Source organism: Psychrobacter fjordensis, assembly GCF_904845995.1.
Taxonomy (GTDB): Bacteria; Pseudomonadota; Gammaproteobacteria; order Pseudomonadales; family Moraxellaceae; genus Psychrobacter; species Psychrobacter fjordensis.
In genome coordinates, this window is record NZ_CAJGYP010000001.1 from 1,326,564 (window position 1) to 1,347,763 (window position 21,200).

18 protein-coding genes and 1 rRNA gene are annotated in these 21,200 nt (G+C 41.4%); 11 read left to right on the top strand and 8 right to left on the bottom strand.

Features of this window, described 5'->3' with window-relative positions; translation table 11 throughout:
- Window positions 1-4: 4 nt before the first annotated feature.
- From rrf to JMW61_RS05590, 6 genes are all read left to right on the top strand, one after another.
- Window positions 5-119 (top strand): 5S ribosomal RNA (gene rrf, locus JMW61_RS05565).
- Window positions 120-606: 487 nt separating this feature from the next.
- The gene (locus JMW61_RS05570; RefSeq protein WP_194198203.1) at window positions 607-1,665 is read left to right on the top strand and encodes a TRAP transporter substrate-binding protein; all 1,059 of its coding nucleotides are present in this window, start codon (window positions 607-609) and stop codon (window positions 1,663-1,665) included.
- Window positions 1,666-1,682: 17 nt separating this feature from the next.
- Entirely contained in the window at window positions 1,683-2,210 is a 528-nt protein-coding gene (locus tag JMW61_RS05575; protein ID WP_194198204.1) for a TRAP transporter small permease, read from the top strand.
- Complete coding sequence (locus JMW61_RS05580; RefSeq protein ID WP_110924132.1) at window positions 2,207-3,496, top strand: TRAP transporter large permease; 1,290 nt, start codon at window positions 2,207-2,209, stop codon at window positions 3,494-3,496. Before JMW61_RS05575 ends, JMW61_RS05580 begins: the two co-directional genes overlap by 4 nt.
- A gap of 322 nt (window positions 3,497-3,818) precedes the next feature.
- Window positions 3,819-4,868: a 5'-nucleotidase gene (locus tag JMW61_RS05585; RefSeq protein WP_194198205.1), complete on the top strand. Its 1,050-nt coding sequence runs from the start codon at window positions 3,819-3,821 to the stop codon at window positions 4,866-4,868.
- A 40-nt stretch (window positions 4,869-4,908) separates the two neighbouring features.
- Window positions 4,909-5,511: a rhomboid family intramembrane serine protease gene (locus tag JMW61_RS05590; RefSeq protein ID WP_194198206.1), complete on the top strand. Its 603-nt coding sequence runs from the start codon at window positions 4,909-4,911 to the stop codon at window positions 5,509-5,511.
- Window positions 5,512-5,641: 130 nt separating this feature from the next.
- On the opposite strand, the gene JMW61_RS05595 is transcribed toward JMW61_RS05590, so the two are convergent.
- The 3 genes from JMW61_RS05595 to JMW61_RS05605 form a co-directional block, all read right to left on the bottom strand.
- Entirely contained in the window at window positions 5,642-6,184 is a 543-nt protein-coding gene (locus JMW61_RS05595) for a hypothetical protein (protein WP_194198207.1), read from the bottom strand.
- A gap of 154 nt (window positions 6,185-6,338) precedes the next feature.
- A complete protein-coding gene (locus JMW61_RS05600; RefSeq protein ID WP_194198208.1) occupies window positions 6,339-8,207 on the bottom strand; it encodes a sodium:solute symporter family protein in 1,869 nt (622 codons plus the stop codon).
- 4 nt (window positions 8,208-8,211) lie between these two features.
- Window positions 8,212-8,472, bottom strand: a complete 261-nt coding sequence (locus JMW61_RS05605; RefSeq protein WP_110924137.1) for a DUF4212 domain-containing protein — start codon at window positions 8,470-8,472, stop codon at window positions 8,212-8,214.
- Window positions 8,473-9,360: 888 nt separating this feature from the next.
- On the opposite strand from JMW61_RS05605, the gene JMW61_RS05610 reads away from it, so the two are divergent.
- Complete coding sequence (locus tag JMW61_RS05610; protein ID WP_194198209.1) at window positions 9,361-10,857, top strand: alanine/glycine:cation symporter family protein; 1,497 nt, start codon at window positions 9,361-9,363, stop codon at window positions 10,855-10,857.
- Between the two features lie 222 nt (window positions 10,858-11,079).
- On the opposite strand, the gene JMW61_RS05615 is transcribed toward JMW61_RS05610, so the two are convergent.
- On the bottom strand, window positions 11,080-12,717 hold the full coding sequence (locus tag JMW61_RS05615) for an electron transfer flavoprotein-ubiquinone oxidoreductase (RefSeq protein WP_194198272.1): 1,638 nt from the start codon (window positions 12,715-12,717) through the stop codon (window positions 11,080-11,082).
- A gap of 655 nt (window positions 12,718-13,372) precedes the next feature.
- On the opposite strand from JMW61_RS05615, the gene JMW61_RS05620 reads away from it, so the two are divergent.
- The 4 genes from JMW61_RS05620 to JMW61_RS05635 all read left to right on the top strand — a co-directional run bounded on the left by JMW61_RS05620 (window position 13,373) and on the right by JMW61_RS05635 (window position 17,079).
- On the top strand, window positions 13,373-14,107 hold the full coding sequence (locus JMW61_RS05620; RefSeq protein WP_201549892.1) for a DUF1285 domain-containing protein: 735 nt from the start codon (window positions 13,373-13,375) through the stop codon (window positions 14,105-14,107).
- A 256-nt stretch (window positions 14,108-14,363) separates the two neighbouring features.
- Window positions 14,364-15,350, top strand: a complete 987-nt coding sequence (gene murI, locus JMW61_RS05625; protein WP_201549893.1) for a glutamate racemase — start codon at window positions 14,364-14,366, stop codon at window positions 15,348-15,350.
- A gap of 163 nt (window positions 15,351-15,513) precedes the next feature.
- Window positions 15,514-16,512: a DUF4062 domain-containing protein gene (locus JMW61_RS05630; protein WP_201549894.1), complete on the top strand. Its 999-nt coding sequence runs from the start codon at window positions 15,514-15,516 to the stop codon at window positions 16,510-16,512.
- 267 nt (window positions 16,513-16,779) lie between these two features.
- The gene (locus JMW61_RS05635; protein ID WP_110924141.1) at window positions 16,780-17,079 is read left to right on the top strand and encodes a hypothetical protein; all 300 of its coding nucleotides are present in this window, start codon (window positions 16,780-16,782) and stop codon (window positions 17,077-17,079) included.
- Window positions 17,080-17,187: 108 nt separating this feature from the next.
- Here JMW61_RS05635 and JMW61_RS05640 read toward each other — a convergent pair whose 3' ends face one another.
- The 4 genes from JMW61_RS05640 to msrA all read right to left on the bottom strand — a co-directional run bounded on the left by JMW61_RS05640 (window position 17,188) and on the right by msrA (window position 21,015).
- Window positions 17,188-18,651, bottom strand: coding sequence for a lytic murein transglycosylase (locus JMW61_RS05640; RefSeq protein WP_201549895.1), 1,464 nt, complete (start codon window positions 18,649-18,651; stop codon window positions 17,188-17,190).
- 243 nt (window positions 18,652-18,894) lie between these two features.
- Entirely contained in the window at window positions 18,895-19,608 is a 714-nt protein-coding gene (locus JMW61_RS05645; RefSeq protein WP_201549896.1) for a DUF1499 domain-containing protein, read from the bottom strand.
- A gap of 52 nt (window positions 19,609-19,660) precedes the next feature.
- Window positions 19,661-20,335, bottom strand: a complete 675-nt coding sequence (tmpT, locus tag JMW61_RS05650; RefSeq protein ID WP_201549897.1) for a thiopurine S-methyltransferase — start codon at window positions 20,333-20,335, stop codon at window positions 19,661-19,663.
- Window positions 20,336-20,493: 158 nt separating this feature from the next.
- Entirely contained in the window at window positions 20,494-21,015 is a 522-nt protein-coding gene (gene msrA, locus JMW61_RS05655) for a peptide-methionine (S)-S-oxide reductase MsrA (RefSeq protein ID WP_197218482.1), read from the bottom strand.
- Window positions 21,016-21,200 lie beyond the last annotated feature (185 nt).

A 21,200-nucleotide genomic window follows, 5' to 3' on the forward strand; every position in this document is an offset into this window, starting at 1 on the left:
CTTTGCTGACGACAATAGCGCGATGGCCCCACCTGATCCCTTCCCGAACTCAGAAGTGAAACATCGTTGCGCCAATGGTAGTGTGGATTCGTCCATGTGAGAGTAGGTCATCGTCAGCTCTCTATACTGAAATATCCCCCGACTAGTTATCTAGCCGGGGGTTTTTCTTTGCGTGGGATAAATAGCTACAGGTGTTGAGGCTAATCTTTAATTTAGAGACTAACCTTATTCACACCTCAATAAACATCCATTTGAGTATAGTCAAAACTGCTAAATTTTATCAAATATCTGATGAGTATCTCCATATTATTTGTACTATTTTTCCCTTATTAATACAGTTTATTTCATTTTTATCATGGAGATACGTCCTGTTTTTATAAATTTCAGCCTAGATAGATATATGCACGGTTATTAAATATATTGTATGTTTTGATAATCTAAAATGATTTGACTTATATCATTATAGCTGCTAATTTTAAATGGTATATTTATTACAGATTTATAAAAATAACGTTTTAACTTTGTAGATAACTCGTTATTTTTTTAATTTGAAGTACTGAATATAAGATTTACTCCTACTCTTATAATTATCAAAAGGAATTGATAATGAAATTAGCTCCTCTTTTTTCAATTGGTGCCTTGGCGGCTGCCAGTCTTTTAGGCTGTTCTAACCAATCTGCTGACACAACTGATGGCTCATCAGCCACCTCTCAAGAAACCACTGTACTACGCTTCTCACACTTTTGGCCAGCAACCTCATCTATTAGCACAGAGGTCTTTGAACCTTGGGCTAAAAAAATAGAGGCAGATTCTGATGGTCGTCTAAAAATAGAGTTATATCCTTCTGCTGGTCTTGCCAAAGCAGATGTTACCTATGAGTCTGCTGCTAAAGGCACGATAGATATTGGTTCACAAGCGCACGGCTATACTAACGGTCGTTTCCCATTAACTCAAATTACTGAGCTCCCAGGCTTATCTAATTCAGCAAGTCAAATGGGCTGTATGCTACAGACCCTTTATGACGATGGTACGCTTGTTAGTGAGTACGAAGATACTCATTTACTGTTTATGTACGGTGGAGGGCCTGGTGCGCTTCATACAACAGACAAGTTGATTCGAACGCCTGCAGACATGAAAGGTATGCGTATCCGCCGTCCTTCTGCGGTGGCAGGTGACATCATTGAAAGCGCTGGCGCTTCACCAGTAGGTTTACCTGCGAACGATATGTATACCTCTCTACAGCGCGGTGTCGTTGATGGTTTGAGTTTCCCATGGGAAGCAGTAACGGCATTTAAGATTGACGAGATTACCAAATATCATACCAATATTCCTTTTTATAGTTCGGCGCTGATGGTGACTATGAATAAGGACAAGTACGACACTTTGCCTGATGACTTGAAGAAAGTTTTGGATGAAAACTCAGGAATGGCGCTTGCTAGTAAAGTTGGTGAAGTATTCGATAAGCACGATCAGATGGCCATTCAAGCTGCTAAAGACAAAGGTGATGAAATCATCGAAATTCCTGATCCACTAAGTGATCCGGACTGGAAAGGACCGCTCGAAAAAGGAACGCAAAAATATCTAAGTGATGTTAAAGCTTTGGGTCTAGATGCTGATGGTGTCTACGAAAAAGCAAAAGCCGCCAGTGCAGCCTGTAAGGTCTAATTCATTGGAGGTATCACATGGCATTTTTAGTCAAAATCAGCACCTTTATTTCTAGGCTATGCCAGTTCATCGGTGGCATTAGTCTTATCATTCTTGTTCTTGTAACTATGTTGGATGTGACAGCTCGTTATATTTTCAAGCTCACTGGTGGTGAGTTTGGATTTACGGTCAAAGGTAGCGTGGAAATTGTGTCTTATTTCATGCTATTTGCTTTGCTTGCTGCCTTTGCTGCTTTTGTGGAACGTTCACAAATCATTGTCGATGTCTTCACTCAAAAGATGTCAAAAGCTGTTAAAGGCTACATGATGGGCACTTTTATGATGGGTTTCTTCATCATCGGTATAGTGTTCACATGGGGACTTTATGAGAGTGCTTTTGATGCGATAGAGTATGGCAAAGTCACTCAAGACCTTCGAATATCTATGATGCCCATTTACGCTATCAGTGCCTTTTTAAGCATACTACTTGCCATTCGATCATTAATCGAGTCCATAAATATCTTTAAAACAGGCGAATTCTTTGACGCTGAGGAGACAGGGGCATGAGTCCAGAAATTATTGGTGCCATTGGTTTGTTATGTATGATTGCGATGGTCATGCTGCGTGTTCCTGTTGCGCTCGCTATGTTAGGTGTTGGTTTGGTTGGCTTCGGTGCGGTGACAGCACCGATTGGTGCCGTACAAATGCTTAAGGATTTACCGGTCGATGTTTTAGCAAAATATGATTTTAGTGCCATTCCTTTATTCATACTTATGGGTGTTTTTGCTTCTCATTCGGGCATGGCAGGAAAGTTGTTTGATGCGACTCGCACAATATTTGGTGGTGTGAGGGGTAGTCTAGGTATTGCTGGTATCGGCTCGTCCGGTATCTTTGCTTCAATCTCAGGGTCATCATTGGCGACCGCGTCTACCATGACTAAAGTCGCATTGCCACAAATGGAAAAATACGGTTATCAGCCTGGTTTTGCTTGTGGTATTTTAGCAGCGGGTGGCACATTAGGTATCATGATTCCACCCAGCATTGCGTTACTGGTCTATGCGATCTTAACTCAGCAGTCTGTCGGTGACATGTTTATTGCTGGCTTTTTACCGGGTATGTTAGGGATGGTGATGTACTCAATCACTGTCATGGTTATGGTACGCTGGAAGCCGCATTTAGCGCGTCGCGGCGAGCCTACTTCGTTGAAAGCCAAGTTGCTTTCGCTAACGGGACTCATTCCATTTAGCTTTATTTTTATTGTGATTATCGCTGGTATTTTCTTTGGGTTATTTACCCCAACAGAAGGAGCAGCCGTCGGGGCATTTGTCTCTTGGGCTTATGCTTTTGTCAAAGGTATGCGTTTAGATGGTTTAAAGCAATCATTGATTGAGACGCTCGCATTGTCAGCAGTGGTGTTTTTTATGCTACTGGGTGCAGAAGCCTTGGGTTACTTTATTTCCGTCTCACGCTTGTCCTATACACTAGCAACTTGGATTGGCACGTTAGACGTCAGCCCAATGATCGTACTGATCTGTATCTTAATCATGTACTTCCTCTTAGGGTTGTTCATGGATGCTTTAGCAATGCTGGTCATTACCATTCCAGTGGTATATCCAATTATTGTGGCGTTAGGGTTTGATCCAGTGTGGTTTGGTATCATCGCTGTATTGACAGTAGAGCTTGGACTGATTACGCCACCGATGGGGATGAATATCTTTGTGATTAAGGCAATGGCACCGCATATTAAGCTATCTGATATGTTTCGAGGAGTCGCGCCGTTCATTGTCTCTGATCTGATTCGATTGGTTATCTTGGTCGCTTTTCCAGCGATATCTTTAGTGCTGCTAACGTAAGCTATAGTTATAAAAGTAAGCTTTAAAAAATACAGTTTATAGTTCATCTGCATGTTTTACTAATAAGGCCATATTGTTTTCATAGCAATATGGCTTTTTTATGATCAAAGAAAAAGTTAGCGTAATAATGATATGGTCAAATAATTCCACATAAAGCCACACTAAGAGACGCTTTCTGAGTGGTCATTTTGATTACTTAAAATTTGAATTTTCTATTAGTATAGATTGTACGGGGATAATTTTTCTTATCATTCCAAGGGCTTGTGAATGTAGTAAACTGGTGGGCACTTCTGAATAGATAGTTTTATAAGTAGAGAAAATAATGGCCATCGATTTTAGTAACACACTTATAGTTGCGATTTCTGCAACCGCGCTTTTTGATTTAACGGAATCAGAAAATTATTTATTAGAATTATTAGAGCAGCGCCCGACAAGCGCTATCAAAGAGTTTCGTGACTACATGACCGAGCGTGAAAATGATCCCTTAGATATTGGCGCTGGATATCCACTAATCAAAGCATTGCTGAATCTCAACCATTATTGTAATAATAAAATGCAAGATATAGAGAACGATGCTCCTTTAGTAGAAGTGGTCATTGTCTCAAAAAGTAGTCCAGACACCGGTATTCAGGTACTCAACGCCATTCTTGCAGATGGTATTAATATTTCACGCTCAGCATTTATTTCAGGTAGCCCTGTTGCGCCTTACATAAAAGATTTCAATGTCGATTTATTTCTGACCACTAATCGTGATGATGCGCAGCAAGTTGCCGATGCCAATATTTGTGCTTGTGCGATACTGGATGCGACCCCTGTTAATACTTATGAGTTAGATACTGAGCAATTACGTATTGCCTTCGATGGTGATGCAGTGTTGTTTGATGATTCAGGAGAGTTGCTCTATAAACAAAAAGGCCTGCGTGCTTTTCATGATCGTGAAGCACAGATGCGTGACTTGCCGATTGAAAAAGGGCCTTATGCTGAGCTATTAATCAAGCTATCGAGCTTGCAAGAGCGTCTGCCAGCTGGTCTGAAACTGTCTCCAATAAAGATTGCTTTAGTCACTGCTCGTAATGCACCTGCTGATCTGCGTGCTATCAAGACGCTAAGAGAGTGGGGCGTAAACGTTGATATGGCGTTCTTCTTAGGAGGATTGGAGAAGACTGCAGTCCTGAGAACGTTTGCACCACATATCTTTTTTGATGATTCAATCAAGCATATCGATGCGGCACGTAGCTTCATTCCTACTGCTTTGGTTCCTTACCACTCGACATCACTATTACATGGTGATAGCTACTTAACGGCTGATAAAGATGCTGCATTGTTGTCATTTAAACCAGTAGAGCACCCACTATTTGCTATAAATCCGTAAGAAATGCTTGAATTAATTAACCCAAAGGATAAAAAATAATATGAACTGGCGGCAATTATTTACCTTGTTCGTAGCCCGAATTAAGCAAGTTTTTGGTTTATATGCTTTTGTACTAATACCTATGTGGGGGATGTTTTTTCTGAATGAAGTGGCATTATTTGGACTGTGGAATATTTTTGGTATTGTACCACGTGCCCTAGATGTGGGCAGCATGATAGGCGTTTTTGCGTCATGGACGATGCATGGTAATTATTCACATTTACTTGGCAACACGGTAACGTTATTACAAATTTTATTTTTATTCGGGTTGTTTGAAAAAAACGCCTATCGAACCATACTTAAATTGATAGTGGCTTCTGGGTTAGTTACTTGGGTTATCGGTTCGCCATCCTCCATCCATATTGGTGCATCAGGGTTATGCTTTGCGATGCTCGGTTACATGATAGGAGGGGCTGTATTTGCACGGCGCTGGGGTTATTTGATTGCTTGCATTGTTATGGGGGCGGGGTATTGGCTCACTATCAAAGAAGGTTTGATGCCGCAAGAAGGTATCTCTTTTGCCGCACATTTCGGTGGTTTATGTGCGGGGCTGCTGCTAGGAGCTAATTCTAAGCATACTTATGCGCCAACGTCTCGTCAATGAAAAGCAAAGTAAATAAGGCGGTAATTTAGATTTTTTATTCATCTAAAATACCGCCTTATCATCATATATCTTTTTGAAAAGTTTAATGCTAATGGATTTTCTGTATTAACTCTCTTTTAATTCGTTAGCTCTATTTATCAGTGCAAATTCTGATAAACAATGGATCATCTTTGGCTAAATCTCGCCATGCAGTCGTTTGCTTTACATGTTCGTCAATCGATAGGGTGTTGCCTTTCTCAGGTATAACGTAGTCTGCACGTGCAGGAATACTGCAATCGATAACTTGAGGGACTTTCTCTATACTTCTTCGTCTTTCAAATAAATACAAATTGAATAAATGTATATCTGGGTTATCTATTTGTACACTAGCGTTTCCAATATCGGCAGCGATAAACCGTAATATTTGCGGCTTAGCGTAAGACCATGGACGGAACCACTCCGTGCTTTCTGCTGTTTTGACGACTTCTACGCCTTCTGGTAGCTTTTCAACTTGTTGACCATACCAGCTGTACTCCTGGTTTATCTGAAATGCAAACATACCAATAGCAGCAAATAAGGGAATCAGCCATTTAGGGGCGCGTTTGCCTGCCAGTTTGCTGAGGTGAGTTATGATAAGTGCTATTCCAGCCATACCAAATGCGGCAGCGATGGTAGCGATAAACTCAAAAAGCATAAAATATTCCTTAATGCGTTAGATGTGTTTAATTGAACCTATTGGATAAATTAAAAATCTAGTTATTATAGCTATAGGATAAAAAAATCACCCACAAGCAATTACTGCCTGTGAGTGATATATAGTAACAGAAGATATATCCTCAGTTGTGAGCTTAGTGGTCGACTGCACCGCCAGCGCCACGTGGAGAACGTACGCTCTCAACCAATTCTTGGATATGTGCTGGTGGTGGCGCAGTAGCATAAGATACAGCGAATGCTACGATGAAGTTAAGCAATGCACCAACTGCACCAAATGATAATGGTGAGATACCAAATAACCAGTACTCTTCAGTATCAGGGAAGTTAGCGGTACCGCTGATGAAGAACCAACCTTTGAACATAAAGATATAGACAAGAACGACTATTAAACCAGTCAACATACCTGCAATAGCACCAAGATTGTTGATGCGTTTAGAGAAAATACCCATCATTAATACAGGGAACAATGAAGAGGCAGCAATACCGAAGGCCAGTGCTACAACCTGTGCGGCAAATCCTGGTGGATTCATACCTAAGTAAGTCGCTACTACAATCGCTACACCCATAGTGATACGAGCATACTTCAATTCTTGTGCATCAGTAATATTTGGGTTTAAGTTACCTTTAATCAAGTCATGACTGATGGCTGATGAAATTGCGAGCAGTAGACCTGCAGCTGTTGATAGTGCTGCTGCCAAACCACCTGCAGCGATAAGACCAATAACCCATGGTGGAAGCTGTGCAATCTCTGGATTCGCTAGAACTAAGATATCAGCGTTAACATCAAGCTCGTTACCTGCCCATCCAGCGTCAGCAAAACGACCATCAAGCTCTGCATCATGTGCAATACGAGCGGTTTCTACTGCTGCAGTTGCTGCAGCAACATCGCCACCGTCAGCTTGAGCAGTATTAAGGGCGATCTGAGCGGCACCAAGTCCACTGTCGCTATATAACTGGATACGACCATCATTGTTTAGATCGTTATACTTGATAAGACCTGTTTCTTCCCAAGTTTTCATCCAATCAGGACGATCATCATTAAGAATAGGTTGGTTTTCAACACCTTGTGGATAGATAGTATCTACTAAGTTTAAGCGCGCCATAGCACCTACTGCTGGAGCAGTGAAGTACAATAGTGAGATAAATACTAACGTCCAACCAGCAGTCCAACGAGCATCAGCGACTTTAGGTACAGTGAAAAAGCGAATGATAACGTGTGGTAGACCTGCTGTACCGATCATAAGCGTCAAAGTAAACAGTACCATGTTGAGCTTGTTAGGTACGTCAGCAGTATACGAAGAAAAACCTAAGTCAGTAACGACTTGATTCAGCTTGGTCAAAATAGGCACACCTGATTCAACATGGTTTGAGAACAAACCTAAACCTGGAATCGGGTTACCTGTTAACTCAAGTGAAATAAAGACGGCAGGGATAGTATAGGCAATCATCAGAACCACATACTGTGCAACCTGCGTATAGGTAATCCCTTTCATACCACCAAGTACAGCATAAAAGAAGACAACAATAGCAGCGATAATAAGACCAGTACTACTCTCAACTTCTAAGAAGCGTGAGAATGCAACACCAGCACCGGTCATCTGACCGATAACGTAAGTGGTCGATGCAGTAATCAAACAAACCACAGCAATCATAGCAGCCGTTTTTGAGTAGAAACGATCGCCGATAAAGTCCGGAACCGTGAACTTACCAAATTTACGCAAGTAAGGCGCTAAAAGCATTGCTAGTAGAACGTAACCGCCTGTCCAACCCATCAAATAGGTAGAAGCGCCATAACCACCAGCAGCAATCAGACCTGCCATTGAGATAAATGACGCCGCACTCATCCAGTCAGCAGCGGTTGCCATACCGTTAACGACCGGATGGACACCACCGCCAGCAACATAAAATTCACTGGTCGAACCAGCACGAGCCCAAATCGCGATACCGAAGTACAGTGCGAAAGATAGACCCACAAAAATAAGATTAATTACAAATTGACTCATGGGGCTATTCCTCGTCTACGCCATATTGTTTATCTAACTTATTCATACGCCAAGCGTAAAAGAAAATTAGGATGATAAAAATACCAATAGATCCTTGCTGAGCAAACCAAAAGCCCAGATCAGTACCACCGATTTTGATACCAGCTAACAATGGACGAAACAAGATACCAAAGCCGTACGAGCATAGTACCCAAACGACAAGGCAACCTTGAATGAGACGAATATTGGCTTTCCAATATCCAGATGAATCGCTGTGGTTCTCCATAGGACAACTCCTTTTGTCTTACCTAAAATGTTATTGTCGGTATAATTTTACTAAATCGTGATGGTTTCACATTTATCGATTACCGCGATATTATATCTATGGCAACAATTTGCTTGATAGACTGCAAATCCAAAATTATTTAATAGTGTTACTAAAAAAGTACCAACAACATGAGAAAGGTTTTGGCTATTTTTTATTACTTAAATGGTCATAAAAAATAGATACGTACTGTGCCAAACAGTGGGAAACGCAATACGTAACAGCATATTTTTACTGAAAGCTGATTGCCAAAAGTGATAAATGAATGCTTCAGTATTGCATCGGTCACTTTTATTAAAAATGTTGTATGGGAATAATAGGGCTTATCGAGGAAGAGAGAGAGGGAGTAGGACAATCCACTGTCTTTTTTGCAATCTTGTCTTCCTGACAAGGGCCTGAACATTTTTAATGTTTCAAAAATTCATGTTGACCAGTAAATATTACATCAACATAAATGTCTAAAATGCATTTTGCCTATACTAAATAGAAGTAATGACAATAATTGAGTGTGCATTTCAGCTATCTGTATAGCATCTAATACTATTATATATCCTGTTAACGGTCAAAATCGCAGGAAAATAAAACAATAGTTAATAAGTGCTGTTAAATTGTTACTCAATACATTCTATATTATATCAAGTGTAAGTAACATTTATTTAATAAATATATTATCAGAATTAATAACCAAATGTGATAATTGTTAATCACTCAATACTATATCATGCACATGATATTTTGGTATCGAATATTTTGAACAAGATTTCTAAAGTCTTGCATCAGTCAAAATATGATATCGATACAACTCTTAGAAAAAGTCTATAAAGTATTAATCGTTAATGAGGAGTCCGTATGAATGACGGAATAGCAGGTTGGTTTAATAGCATCGTAAACTATGGTGTCAGTATTATTTGGGGTAACAATGATTGGCTGATTGCCAGTAACCCTTGGTATGGATTGTTAGTGTTCGTACTGATTGGCGCAGGTCTTTACTTTACCATTATTACACGCTTTATTCAGTTTCGTCATTTTGGCCATATGTGGAAGCTATTACGCGTTTCTAATCAAGGGCGTAAAGATGGCGGTATTAGCTCGTTTGAAGCATTGATGACATCATTAGCAGCCCGTGTCGGCACAGGTAACTTGGCAGGGGTAGCCATTGCCATTTACCTTGGTGGTCCAGGTGCTGTGTTTTGGATGTGGATGACTGCAATCGTCGGTATGTCAACGAGCTTCATCGAATCAACGCTGGCTCAAGCATATAAAGTACCGCACACTGACAATGTCTATCGTGGTGGACCGGCTTACTATATTGAAAAAGGTTTGGGTAAGCGTTGGTTGGCGATATTTTTCTCATTATGTTTGCTTGTTGCTTTCGGCTTGGCGTTCAACGGCGTGCAGTCAAATACCATCGCACAGGCAACGCATGAAGCCTTCGGTATTCCAACGTGGATGACAGGCTTGATATTAGTAGTCTTAGTGGCGCCAGTCGTATTCGGTGGCTTGCGTTCGGTTGCTCGTATCGCGGGTAAAATCGTACCAGTCATGGCTATTTTGTATGTATTGTTAGCCTTATATATTATCGTTACCAACTTTAGCCAGTTCCCAGCAGCGATTGCTTTGATTGTAAAATCAGCATTTGGTTTTGAGCAAGCAGCAGGTGGTGTGATTGGTTATGGTATTGCTCAGGCAATGATTAATGGTATCAAACGTGGCTTATTCTCTAACGAAGCAGGTATGGGTTCAGCGCCTAATGCGGCGGCAACTGCAAAAAGCCATCCTGATCATCCCGCAGTGCAAGGCTTCATGCAAATGCTGGGTGTATTTATGGATACGCTCATTATCTGTACAGCAACAGCGTCGATTATTATATTGTCTGGTGTAGTCGATCCAAATGTTGAACAAGAAGGTATTCAGCTGACTCAGCTAGCACTATCACAGTATGTGGGTGACTTAGGTGTGGTGTTCGTTGCCATCGCTATTTTCTTCTTTTCGTTCACTTCTATCATCGCCAACTATAGCTATGGTGAGTCGAATCTTGAGTTTATCTCTGGTGCCAAAAATGCCAAGGTGATGATCATGGTTTTCCGCTTTATGGTATTGGGCATGGTGTTCATTGGTGCGGTTGCCAGCTTACCTGCTATCTGGAATTTCGCTGATTTATCAATGGGTCTGATGGCATTGGTCAACTTGGTAGCTATTGTCATGCTATCTCCAGTTGCACTTAGAATTTTACGTGATTATGAACGTCAAATAAAAGAGGGCAAAACAGGGGATCAAATCAAATTTAACCCTGATGATTTCGTGAAGCTGAAAGATGAAGCCAATCGTGATGCCTGGACAGATTAATTTTGATGATTAAATGAAATCTATAAGTACAAAAAACCGCCCTTTCTATATGAGAAAGGGCGGTTTTTTATTGAGCTACTATTACGTTATAGTCGATTCAATTTAAAAGTAGTACAAGGCAACCGAGTGTAGATGTATATGTGATACTTCAAGCGAGGTTAACGCTGTCATATTTTTATAGTGGAATGACTATATAGGAGCAATAACTGCGCCAATCATAGATTACATATTTGGGTAGTTAGGACCACCGCCACCTTCTGGCGTTACCCAAGTGATGTTTTGCGAAGGATCTTTGATATCACACGTTTTACAATGTACACAGTTTTGTGCATTGATAACAAACTTAGCACCTTCAGCATTTTTAACCACTTCATAAACACCGGCTGGGCAATATAAACGCGCAGGCTCTGCGTATAAAGGTAAGTTAATTGAGACAGGAACCGTTGGATCGGTCAGTTTTAAATGCGTCGGCTGATCTTCAGCATGGTTGGTATTAGAGATAAATACCGATGACAATTTATCAAAGACCAGTTTGCCATCAGGCTTGAGGTAAGTTGGCTGATAAGCCTGACTAGCACGCTCTAGCTGATCGTAATCTGGTAGGTTGTCATGTAAGGTAAATGGCATTTTACCTTTTAATAGATTGTGCTCAATAAAGGTGAAAGCACCGCCCATAAATAGACCCATGCGATGTATCGCAGGCGAGAAGTTACGTGACTCGTAGTTGTCTTGATACAACCATGACTCTTTATACATTGTTGCATAAGCAACGACTTCATCATGCTGACGGTCAGCTTGTAAGGCTTCAAAGATAGCTTCAGCAGCCAACATACCTGACTTCATCGAAGTATGAGTACCCTTGATTTTGGCAGGGTTCAAGAAGCCAGCATCATCACCGACCAAAACACCACCTGGGAAGGTGAATTTCGGTAGTGAGTTTAGACCGCCTTTAGTCAATGCACGTGCGCCGTAAGAGATGCGTTTGCCGCCTTCTAGTACGTTTTTAATGACTGGATGCGTTTTCAAACGCTGCATCTCATCAAATGGCGACATATATGGGTTGTGATAAGACAAATCAGCGACAAGACCAAAGCTGACTTGGTTGTTTTCATCAAAGTACAACCACCAGCCACCAGTAGAACCCGTTTCGGTTAATGGCCAACCAAGACCGTGCATCACTACACCTTGCTCATGTTTTTCAGGCACAACGTCCCACAGCTCTTTTAAGCCAAGACCGTAATGCTGAGGATCTGAGTCTTTATCAAGATCAAAACGGCTGATCAAGCGTTTGCCTAGGTGACCGCGGCTACCTTCAGCAAAGATAGTATATTTGGCAAGCAGCTCGTAACCAGGCTCAAAGCTTGGCTTGGCTTCGCCATTAGCAGCCACGCCCATATCACCCGTTAAGACACCGCGTACAGAGCCATCGTCATTATATAAGATGTCATCGGCAGGGAAGCCTGGGAACATCATAACTTCTAGCTCTTCTGCTTGTACGGCTAACCAACGAACCACATTACCCAAGGAGACAATATAGTTGCCGTCATTGTGCATCGGCCCTGGAATCAGAGAGTCAGGCACTTTAGTAGAGCGTGTGGCTGAGTTTAGATAGTAGAAGCGATCTTCGGTCGCTGGCACGTTAAGCGGTGCGCCTTTTTCTTTCCAGTCTGGAATTAGCTCGTTCAAAGCACGTGGTTCGATGACAGCACCAGATAAGGTATGCGCGCCAAATTCAGAGCCTTTTTCGACCACACAAACCATAAACTCATCATTACCAGCTGCAATAGCAAGTTGGCGTAGACGAATAGCAGCAGAGAGACCAGCAGGTCCGCCACCAACGATGATGACATCGAACTCCATTGATTCACGTTCGATTTCAGGCTCTGCCGCCACAGGTTCTACGACTGGCTCTGGTGCTTTTTCGATAACAACTTCTTCAGCAAGTTGCTCTTCCACCGCGACTTCTCCGATTGGCACTTCTTCGACTGCCACTTCTTGTGTTGCAACTTCTGGCTCTGCTTTGTTCAGATTTGCTGTTTCTGGCTTATCAGTGTTCACAGTATTACCGTCGATGACTGCTTCTTGATTGTTTGGCTCTTGCATACCTACTCCTAAACTTTTAGTGGCTTATCTCAGGGCATCATTAGCTTAACAATTGAATAATAGAGTTGCGGCGCTAACGTTACTCAGACATATGGCTGCCCGATAAAAACTGTCTTTGCGGCATCAATTGATCACGTTGCTATTGAGATCAATTTACTTAAAGATATCAACACATAACGTAAAATGTGTCATTGACACAATAGCCACTTGATCGTTTCTATAAAAATAAAAAATCGTTACTCATTATAAAAGAAAAGTCCTATAAACACGATACGCATTTATGAGTATAGGTGTTAAGGTAATATCGAGTTAATGAGTGGTTTATGATGACATGGTCTCATCATACCCGAAACTAAAATTTATAGTAATAATAGATTTGCCAAACTTTGAATACTAGGTAAAGGATTATACAATGAATAACGATAATAATAGTGCTGCTAGTAATCGTAAAAATAGCGCTGAAGTCAATAACGACGTGTCACCCGACCTAAATAATATGGATGCGCTTAGCCTATATTTAAAGTCTACTGCAGGGTCACGTAAGGGTCGCGCGATACCACCATTAGAGAACTGGCATCCTGAAAATGTGGCCGATATGGATTTGGTCATAAAGGAAAATGGCGAGTGGTGGCATGAAGGTGGTGAAATGACTAGAGAGTCATTAGTCAGCTTGTTTGCGACTATATTATGGAAAGAAGAAAATGAGGGCATCGTCGAGTACTTTTTGAAAACTCCTGTGCAAAAAATCCGCATTCAAGTTGAAGATGCGCCACTCCTAATCAATGATGTCGGTATCGTCAATGAGGGCAGTGAAAGTTGGTTAGAGTTTACGACCACCACAGGTGATGTGGTACGTTTAGATGATGAGCATCAAATCATATTAAAGGCGTATAATGCTAAAGATCGTAATACAACCGACCATACAACGTCTGATGTAGAAATAGATGCTGATAGTTATCAGGGAAAAATACCTGAAACGCAAATACGTCCTTATATGCCCGTGAGGAACGGTCTGACAGCACTGATCGGCCGCAACACCTTTTATCATTTGACAGAAATCGGTGAACTGAAAGAGCAAGATGGTAAAGTAATATTAACCTTACAAAGTGGTGGCAACTCATATCAATTGTCGATGCCAGCCGATTAACAACACTGGTAAATTACGCTACACTTAGTAGATAGAATGATTTTTATCAACTAAAACACTGATAGCGGTATGATATAGTCGATTCAATTTAAAAGTAGTACAAGGCAACTGATGAGTGTAGATGTATATTTAATACTTCAAGCGAGATTAACGCAGTAATACTTTTATAGTGGAATGACTATATTCAAGTCAATCCGCGATTGAATAAGTAGTATAAAGATGACGATATGTGTATAAAAATGGCAGTAACGTAATCATGGATATTGCCGCAAGTAATACCCCGAATATAATCAAAGTACGCTCAGATGGTCTTAATAGTAACGGCTCTGAATGTATACCTAATGCTGCTGTTATTAAAACTGGCATTAATACCACTGTGCATAATATAAGTCGAAACGCACCAATTGGACTGTTTGATTCTGGTCTCGGGGGACTGTCTGTCTATCTACATTTAGCGAAGCAATTACCTACTGAGCGTTATGTCTATTATGCTGATACGCTGAATGTACCTTATGGTAATCGTGACAGTGCAGATATCGAAGCGCTAACGTTGACGGCAGTAGAGTGGTTGTATCAGCAAGGCTGTAAGCTTATCGTCATTGCGTGCAACAGTGCCTCAGCTTATGCACTTGAGACAGCACGGCGTTATTATCCGCAGTTACCTATCGTTGGTTTAGTCCCTGCCTTGAAGCCCGCAGTGCTCGCGAGTAAAAGTGGTCGCGTTGCAGTATTAGCGACCAAGGCGACTTTGAATGGTACGTTGCTGAATGATGTTATCAATAACGTCGCCAAACCTAATCGTACGATAGTTACCAAGTATTTTGATCCGCAATTGGTCCCTTGGGTAGAGGCTGGGATGCCAGAGGAAAGCGAAACGGCTCTAAATTTGCGCCAGCAGCTACAAGTGTTTGCAAATGATGGTATTGACCAATTGGTACTAGGCTGTACGCATTATCCGTTTTTTAAAGCATTCTTATTAGATGAGATTGCTCAGCAGCAGTTATCGATGCAAGTGGTTGACTCTGGACAAGCAATCGCCGAGCGCGTCAAACAACTATTGGTCGTAAACCAGCTGTCAGCGTCAATTAAGAGTCAGTCAAATGGTCTAGCTGCCATTGGTGGCTCAGATATTAATCTGCGGTCGCCATTGGTTTTTTATGCGACCAAATATGATGACAAACTGGATGTTTTGATCACGCGGTTGCTTGGCAGCGAAGTTGTATTACAATATTATGCTAAGTAAGGGCGACTGATTCTGCTTATATAAAGCCCATAATCATACTTATATCATTAAAATAAATTGAACCCAATTTTTATAAGACTGTGCTAGTCTGTGCAAAACAAGATATTTGTACTCTCTTTTATATCATATTCTTTTATATCATGACCTGATTTTAGAGGTGATTGTGCCAAACCGTCGCTACCATATTCATATCATATGCGCTGATAATGACCAGTTGTTGGTCTTAGACAGCTTAGCGATATTTTTTCAGCCGTTTGCATTTTTGACCTATGATGTGTCGAGCCAATTACCGACAGCCTCTTTATATGGTCGACAATGTATCGATTCCTGCGATTATGTGGCGATGATCATTGGAGACAGCTACGGTACGGTACAAAGAACAGGCGTCAGTCAAATGCATTTGAGCTATTTGAATGCTAAAGCCAAAAGTAAACCCTTATTTGTGTTAGTCAAAAACCATCCTCAAGATGCGCTCATTAGCCGTCAACTACAAGAGTTCATTAAGTTGGTGACTAGGCAAGACAATCAACTATATTATTATGATACAGAAGCTGATGTCGAAAAACTGATCGCAAAAGCTTACGACAATATCATGGTTGATCATAAGGTGACTGGCGGCTGGGTAAGGGCTAATGAGGAAACCATCAAGTTCAGTAACCAATCAGTGGCTGAAAGATTTGCAGATATATTATCTACTAATAAAACTGTTAAGAAAGACAGTCCTGTCGATGAAGCCTTTGCGGCGGATAGTGTGAGCCAACCGATTGTATTGACAGAAGGGATAGAGGTTCGGTATAGCGCCCAAGCTTATGAGGGTGGTAATTTAACAGATGTGACCAGACTGCTGGCATTAACGTGGGAAGAGATACTGGTCTCATTAATGAAAATCCCATCGAACTTTTCTAGCTATGGTCTGCAAAACACCATGAATCGCCTCATAGCATCAAAGGCTGAGCAAGACGTCAAACAAGATATGCCCAATGTTCATGCTGTCTCGCGCTGCCAAATTTCTCAAGATGATTTAAATAAATTGCAGCGTCAACTGGTTGGTGCCAACTGGATACAGCTAACCACATACGGTACTCGAGCTTCACAAGAGCTCTGGAAATTGACCTTTTATGCAAAGAATCTGTGGAAAAACTCGGATTCTCAGTCGCAATGATAAATATACCTTTTTAGTAGCAATTATTATTAGTACTTCTCATATCTCCTCAATTTTAAAATATCTATCATGGTCGATATTGTCAGTAGTACATATGATTCTATGAATACGTTTTGTAATACAAAGCATACGAGCCAATGGTTGTGAATCCGTTCAAGACTGGTGATAATAAGACTGGTTAGATGTTTATGATGAACATATCGCTTATATTAAAATTACAAACGTATAAAACGTACAATAATATTGACCCATTAAGGAGAGCATGTAATGAGTAACGATAAACGTGACGAACTAAGAAATGAATTAGATGGTTTAGAAAAAACGATGCATGACTCTGAACAGTTTCATACATTAGAAGAGCAAGTAGCAGATATGAAACGCCGTGGTATCGATCCAAGCCAAGCTTATAAAGATTTGGATAGAAAAGAACAAGACGAAGATTGGGGTGATGCAACTTGGAAAGAGAATGGCAAGTGGGAATCAAAAACCCCTGCTGATTTAGATGACAAAGCGCGTGAAAACTGGGATGGTGACAACGGTAAGCCAAACCCACCACCTATCGTTTAAGTTGCTATTCTAGCTTTCAAAAAACTATATGACTTTCTGAAAAACCAAAAAAAGCCACGTTAATCATAGTGTGGCTTTTTTATGTGCTGAAGATTAGATTATTTAATCTTACGAACCTTCGTCAACACGGACGAGCTGAATAGTACCATCGGCACTAGTAACGCGGCGATAGCGTGTATTGCCAGACGTCGATGATTGAGCAGCTGGTTGCGCCGAATAATTGCTGTTAGGTGTGGTCGTTTGCTGTTGGATCAGTTGTCCCATACGATCAGCAGGGGCAGGGTTTAAAGGTCTGCTATTTGCAGGTTGGCTATACTGAGTTTGATTTGGCGCTGCATTACCAACGATTGCGCGATAGAATTTCTGTCCTGCGCGGCCATCTGCTGGAAATATACCTTTACTAGATTGGTATTGCTGGATAGCAGTACGAGTGTTATCACCAATGATGCCATCAACACCACCAATATCATAACCAGCATTTAATAGTGCTTGTTGAATGTCTTTTGCTTGTTGGCGGCTGATTCCTGGGTCATCCGTTGGCCACGCTGTGGCAAAGTCGGTTTTGCTGCTGTCTTCGCGGGTGATTAGGTCTGCTAAATGAGCGATTGCCAATGCGTAATTTTCTGAGGCATTGTATGAATAAAACGTATCGAAGTTTTTACCAACCAAAAATGCAGGGCCTTCAATACCAGCAGGTAATAATAGTCCTGCGCTGCTTAAATCAGACGGTAGAGAGCCACCATTCGCGAGTGTTAGGCCTTGACCACGCCAGTGACTAATAGACTTTTTGTTTTTACGGTCAGACGCTGCCCAATAGCCATCAGGCAGTTTGACCTCATAACCCCAAGGCTCGCCTGAGCGGTAGCCGCGCTTACTCAAAAAGTTCGCAGTGGAGGCAAGTGCGTCAGGAACATTGTTAACTAAGTCACGGCGTCCATCACCATCAAAATCAACGGCCAGCTCTAAAAAAGTACTTGGCATAAACTGTGTCTGTCCAAAAGCACCTGCCCATGATCCTGTCATATCACTCGGTGCGATATCACCATTTTGGACGATTTTTAGAGCATTAGCATACTCGCCTTGAAAGTAACTTTGGCGGCGATCAAAGCATGACAGTGTCGCTAAAGACTCAAATAAGGGTTTTTTGCCCAAGGTCTGACCGAAGTTAGATTCAACGCCCCACACCCCTAATACATGCTCAGCTTTTACACCATAACGTGACTCGATTTGGCGTAGTGTATCGCTCCATTGGCGCTTGGCACGGATACCGTCCTCTACGCGCTCTTTGTCTACTAGCGCTGAGAGATAATCCCACACATCTTTTTGAAACTCTGGCTGATAATTGAGTGATTGAATCACGCTAGGATCAGGCTGGGTAGGGCGGTAATTGTTAAAGGTGAAACTGTCGACGCCGCTGAATTTGCTAGAATTTTTTAGCCCGTCTAGACATTGTTGGAATTCAGCATTTGATAAATCTGGGGCATCTGGTCTGGCAGCTTGGGCAGTGCTAGCAAAACTCAGCCCGACAGCAATACTAAGTAGCGATAAGTTAGAAAGTGAAGTCAAACGCATGGAAATATCCTATAAACATCGAAACGGTCATTGAAAAGTAAAACAAAGTAGGTAAAAGCAGTATCCACCTAGAGTAACCAATCTAAACAGTAAAGAAAAGGTATCGAAGGACTAAGATTGTGAATGGTTACTATAAATTGACGGTGGCGCAAGATTAGAAGAGGGTTTCTGATAAAAATATCGAGATGAATAGAGTGATGAAATCAGTACGGCTTCGGTCATTCGCACCCTATTCAAACCTAATTACTTTGAAAGTACACTATCCAACTCTTCAATCAACGCATGAATACGTGCCGCATTTTTACCCAAATCACTTTTACCAACTCGTGATTTACTACGGATATCAACCAAGCGTTCGCTATCGTTGTCAGTCACACGAATGATGATATCATCTTTAAAGCCAAACCAGGCAGTCGTCTCTGTTGCTTCAACGATGCCTTCATTTGCATCAGTATCGACTAGCTCCCAACCTAAATTCTCAACGGCTTGTTTAGATGCCTCAACCAGTTCAGGCTTTGATTGAGAGTAGGTCAATGTCTGTAGGTCAGGATAGGCCGTACGTTGTTGTTCAGCCGCTTCTGCACCTGCGTACTCTACTGGATTTGGCGCATCTGCACGTAGGGGCGCAATCGCGACAAACTCAGGTGGATTCACTACATCGGTTGAAATATCATGAATAGGTGGTACGTTTTTGGCAGTAGTCATCATGCCGAGTGGAAGAGCGATAGCAATCGCAGAAAATATAACGGCTATTGCTGCGCTAGCTATGCTGACCGTTTTACGTTTAAATATAACTTGAATCGCTAATAGTACGAGTGCCGCAATACCAACAACAAGACCAAATTTGAATCCTGTAAAGGCAGTGCCTAACTCTACAACCCCAAATCTATAAAGTGGTGCTGGTAGTGCAACCAGCAAAAATGCGATTAAACTTATCATACTGACTAAAACTTTCATGAGAACGCTCCGTTATTTTTTTAATAGCTGCTTAATCGCTGTGCTTAGCATTTTATTTATTGTTTAACAGCCAGACATGCTCTGTCACCGTCAACTCAGGTGTCGATCCTACAGAAGTAGGTTCGCTAGCGAGTTCGCTGATTTGATAATGCTGGCCGTAATACTGTTGTATTTGTTCATCGTCAATTGAAAAAGGTGGCCCATTTCTTTTACTCTGATCATAATTGAGCGTGATTAATAATTGCGGAGCATATCCTTTACCAGCAGTATCGCTAAGCTGTAGAACTTGCTCGCTATACTTCACACGCATATCGGCTGGCAGGGCAATCAATGCAGCTTTATCATATACGGCATTGATGGTGCCAATATCTTTAGGCGTCAGTGCAAAAATATTAGCGACCCATAAAGTAATGGTTTGTCCCGACAACTGACCGCGATAATATTTGAGAGTGGGGCTAGTTTTATGCTCATGCAGAGTGGGCACGATATTTTGTTCAGCAAAGAATGCCTGTACCGCTGTTTCTACTAATTCAACACCCACCACATCATGGCCTTGCGCTGCTAGCCAAACCATATCTATCGACTTGCCACATAAAGGCACAAAGATACAACCGCCTGCTGGCACGTTTAAATGGCTCAAGTATTTCACTAATAATGGATTCACCACAGACTGGTTAAAGCCAATGCGTTTCTCCTGCCAGCGTGTTTGCCAAAATTCTGGATTCATGATATTAGCCTTTATTTTACGTTTGTTGCTATAGCGATTTAATGGATACTACTGACAACATTAAAAAGCCAAACGCTTGCAATATAGGCGTTTGGCTTTTATCAAATATGGCGCTAAGTATTTATTCTAAACACATAAATGCTAATGCAATTCGCTATTTAGCTTACCATGTACTGACTGAATTCTTTACGTAGTTTCGCAAGCTTTGGCGGGATTGCAAAGTTGCAATAGCCTTGTCCTGGGTTTCTATTAAAGAAGTCTTGATGTGCTTCTTCAGCTTTGTAGAAATCAACGGCAGGATGTACTTCAGTGACCACGCTGACACCCATATCACGCAATTTATTAATGGTACGGTCGACAGTTGGTTTTTGATTTTCATCAGTGTAAAACACAACACTGCGGTACTGGCTACCGACATCATTACCTTGACGATCCATCGTGGTGGGATCATGAGTCGCAAAGAAAGCATCTAAGATAACTTCTAATGGTACGATAGTGTCATCAAACTCGACTTTAATCACTTCAACGTGGCCTGTCGTTCCGCTACAGACATCTTCATAATTGGCAGAGACAGCATCGCCGCCCATATAACCTGATACGACAGATTGAACGCCTTTCACTGATAAAAATATGGATTCGGTACACCAGAAGCAGCCGCCGCCTAATATAATGGTTTGCATAATTTTTCCTATTATTATAGATATGAATTAAGTGCTGTATTTGGTTGTGATGTTTTCACTTTTCAATGTTTCTTTTCAATGTCTCACTACCCTTAGCACTACTTATTCAGCTTAGCAGGCGAGCCAAACGCGATAAGTAACAAACAGTAATGTTATAATGGATTTTTGCTATAGGACATTCACTA

Excerpts from the sequence above, each read along its gene's own strand:
- JMW61_RS05585 (WP_194198205.1), top strand. The coding sequence starts at position 3,819 with ATGGCCATCGATTTTAGTAACACACTTATAGTTGCGATTTCTGCAACC.
- JMW61_RS05600 (WP_194198208.1), bottom strand. The coding sequence starts at position 8,207 with ATGAGTCAATTTGTAATTAATCTTATTTTTGTGGGTCTATCTTTCGCA.
- JMW61_RS05640 (WP_201549895.1), bottom strand. The coding sequence starts at position 18,651 with ATGCGTTTGACTTCACTTTCTAACTTATCGCTACTTAGTATTGCTGTC.
- JMW61_RS05575 (WP_194198204.1), top strand. The coding sequence starts at position 1,683 with ATGGCATTTTTAGTCAAAATCAGCACCTTTATTTCTAGGCTATGCCAG.
- JMW61_RS05635 (WP_110924141.1), top strand. The coding sequence starts at position 16,780 with ATGAGTAACGATAAACGTGACGAACTAAGAAATGAATTAGATGGTTTA.
- msrA (WP_197218482.1), bottom strand. The coding sequence starts at position 21,015 with ATGCAAACCATTATATTAGGCGGCGGCTGCTTCTGGTGTACCGAATCC.
- JMW61_RS05645 (WP_201549896.1), bottom strand. The coding sequence starts at position 19,608 with ATGAAAGTTTTAGTCAGTATGATAAGTTTAATCGCATTTTTGCTGGTT.
- JMW61_RS05615 (WP_194198272.1), bottom strand. The coding sequence starts at position 12,717 with ATGGAGTTCGATGTCATCATCGTTGGTGGCGGACCTGCTGGTCTCTCT.
- JMW61_RS05580 (WP_110924132.1), top strand. The coding sequence starts at position 2,207 with ATGAGTCCAGAAATTATTGGTGCCATTGGTTTGTTATGTATGATTGCG.
- JMW61_RS05610 (WP_194198209.1), top strand. The coding sequence starts at position 9,361 with ATGAATGACGGAATAGCAGGTTGGTTTAATAGCATCGTAAACTATGGT.
- JMW61_RS05590 (WP_194198206.1), top strand. The coding sequence starts at position 4,909 with ATGAACTGGCGGCAATTATTTACCTTGTTCGTAGCCCGAATTAAGCAA.
- tmpT (WP_201549897.1), bottom strand. The coding sequence starts at position 20,335 with ATGAATCCAGAATTTTGGCAAACACGCTGGCAGGAGAAACGCATTGGC.
- JMW61_RS05620 (WP_201549892.1), top strand. The coding sequence starts at position 13,373 with ATGAATAACGATAATAATAGTGCTGCTAGTAATCGTAAAAATAGCGCT.
- JMW61_RS05605 (WP_110924137.1), bottom strand. The coding sequence starts at position 8,472 with ATGGAGAACCACAGCGATTCATCTGGATATTGGAAAGCCAATATTCGT.
- JMW61_RS05595 (WP_194198207.1), bottom strand. The coding sequence starts at position 6,184 with ATGCTTTTTGAGTTTATCGCTACCATCGCTGCCGCATTTGGTATGGCT.
- murI (WP_201549893.1), top strand. The coding sequence starts at position 14,364 with ATGGATATTGCCGCAAGTAATACCCCGAATATAATCAAAGTACGCTCA.
- JMW61_RS05570 (WP_194198203.1), top strand. The coding sequence starts at position 607 with ATGAAATTAGCTCCTCTTTTTTCAATTGGTGCCTTGGCGGCTGCCAGT.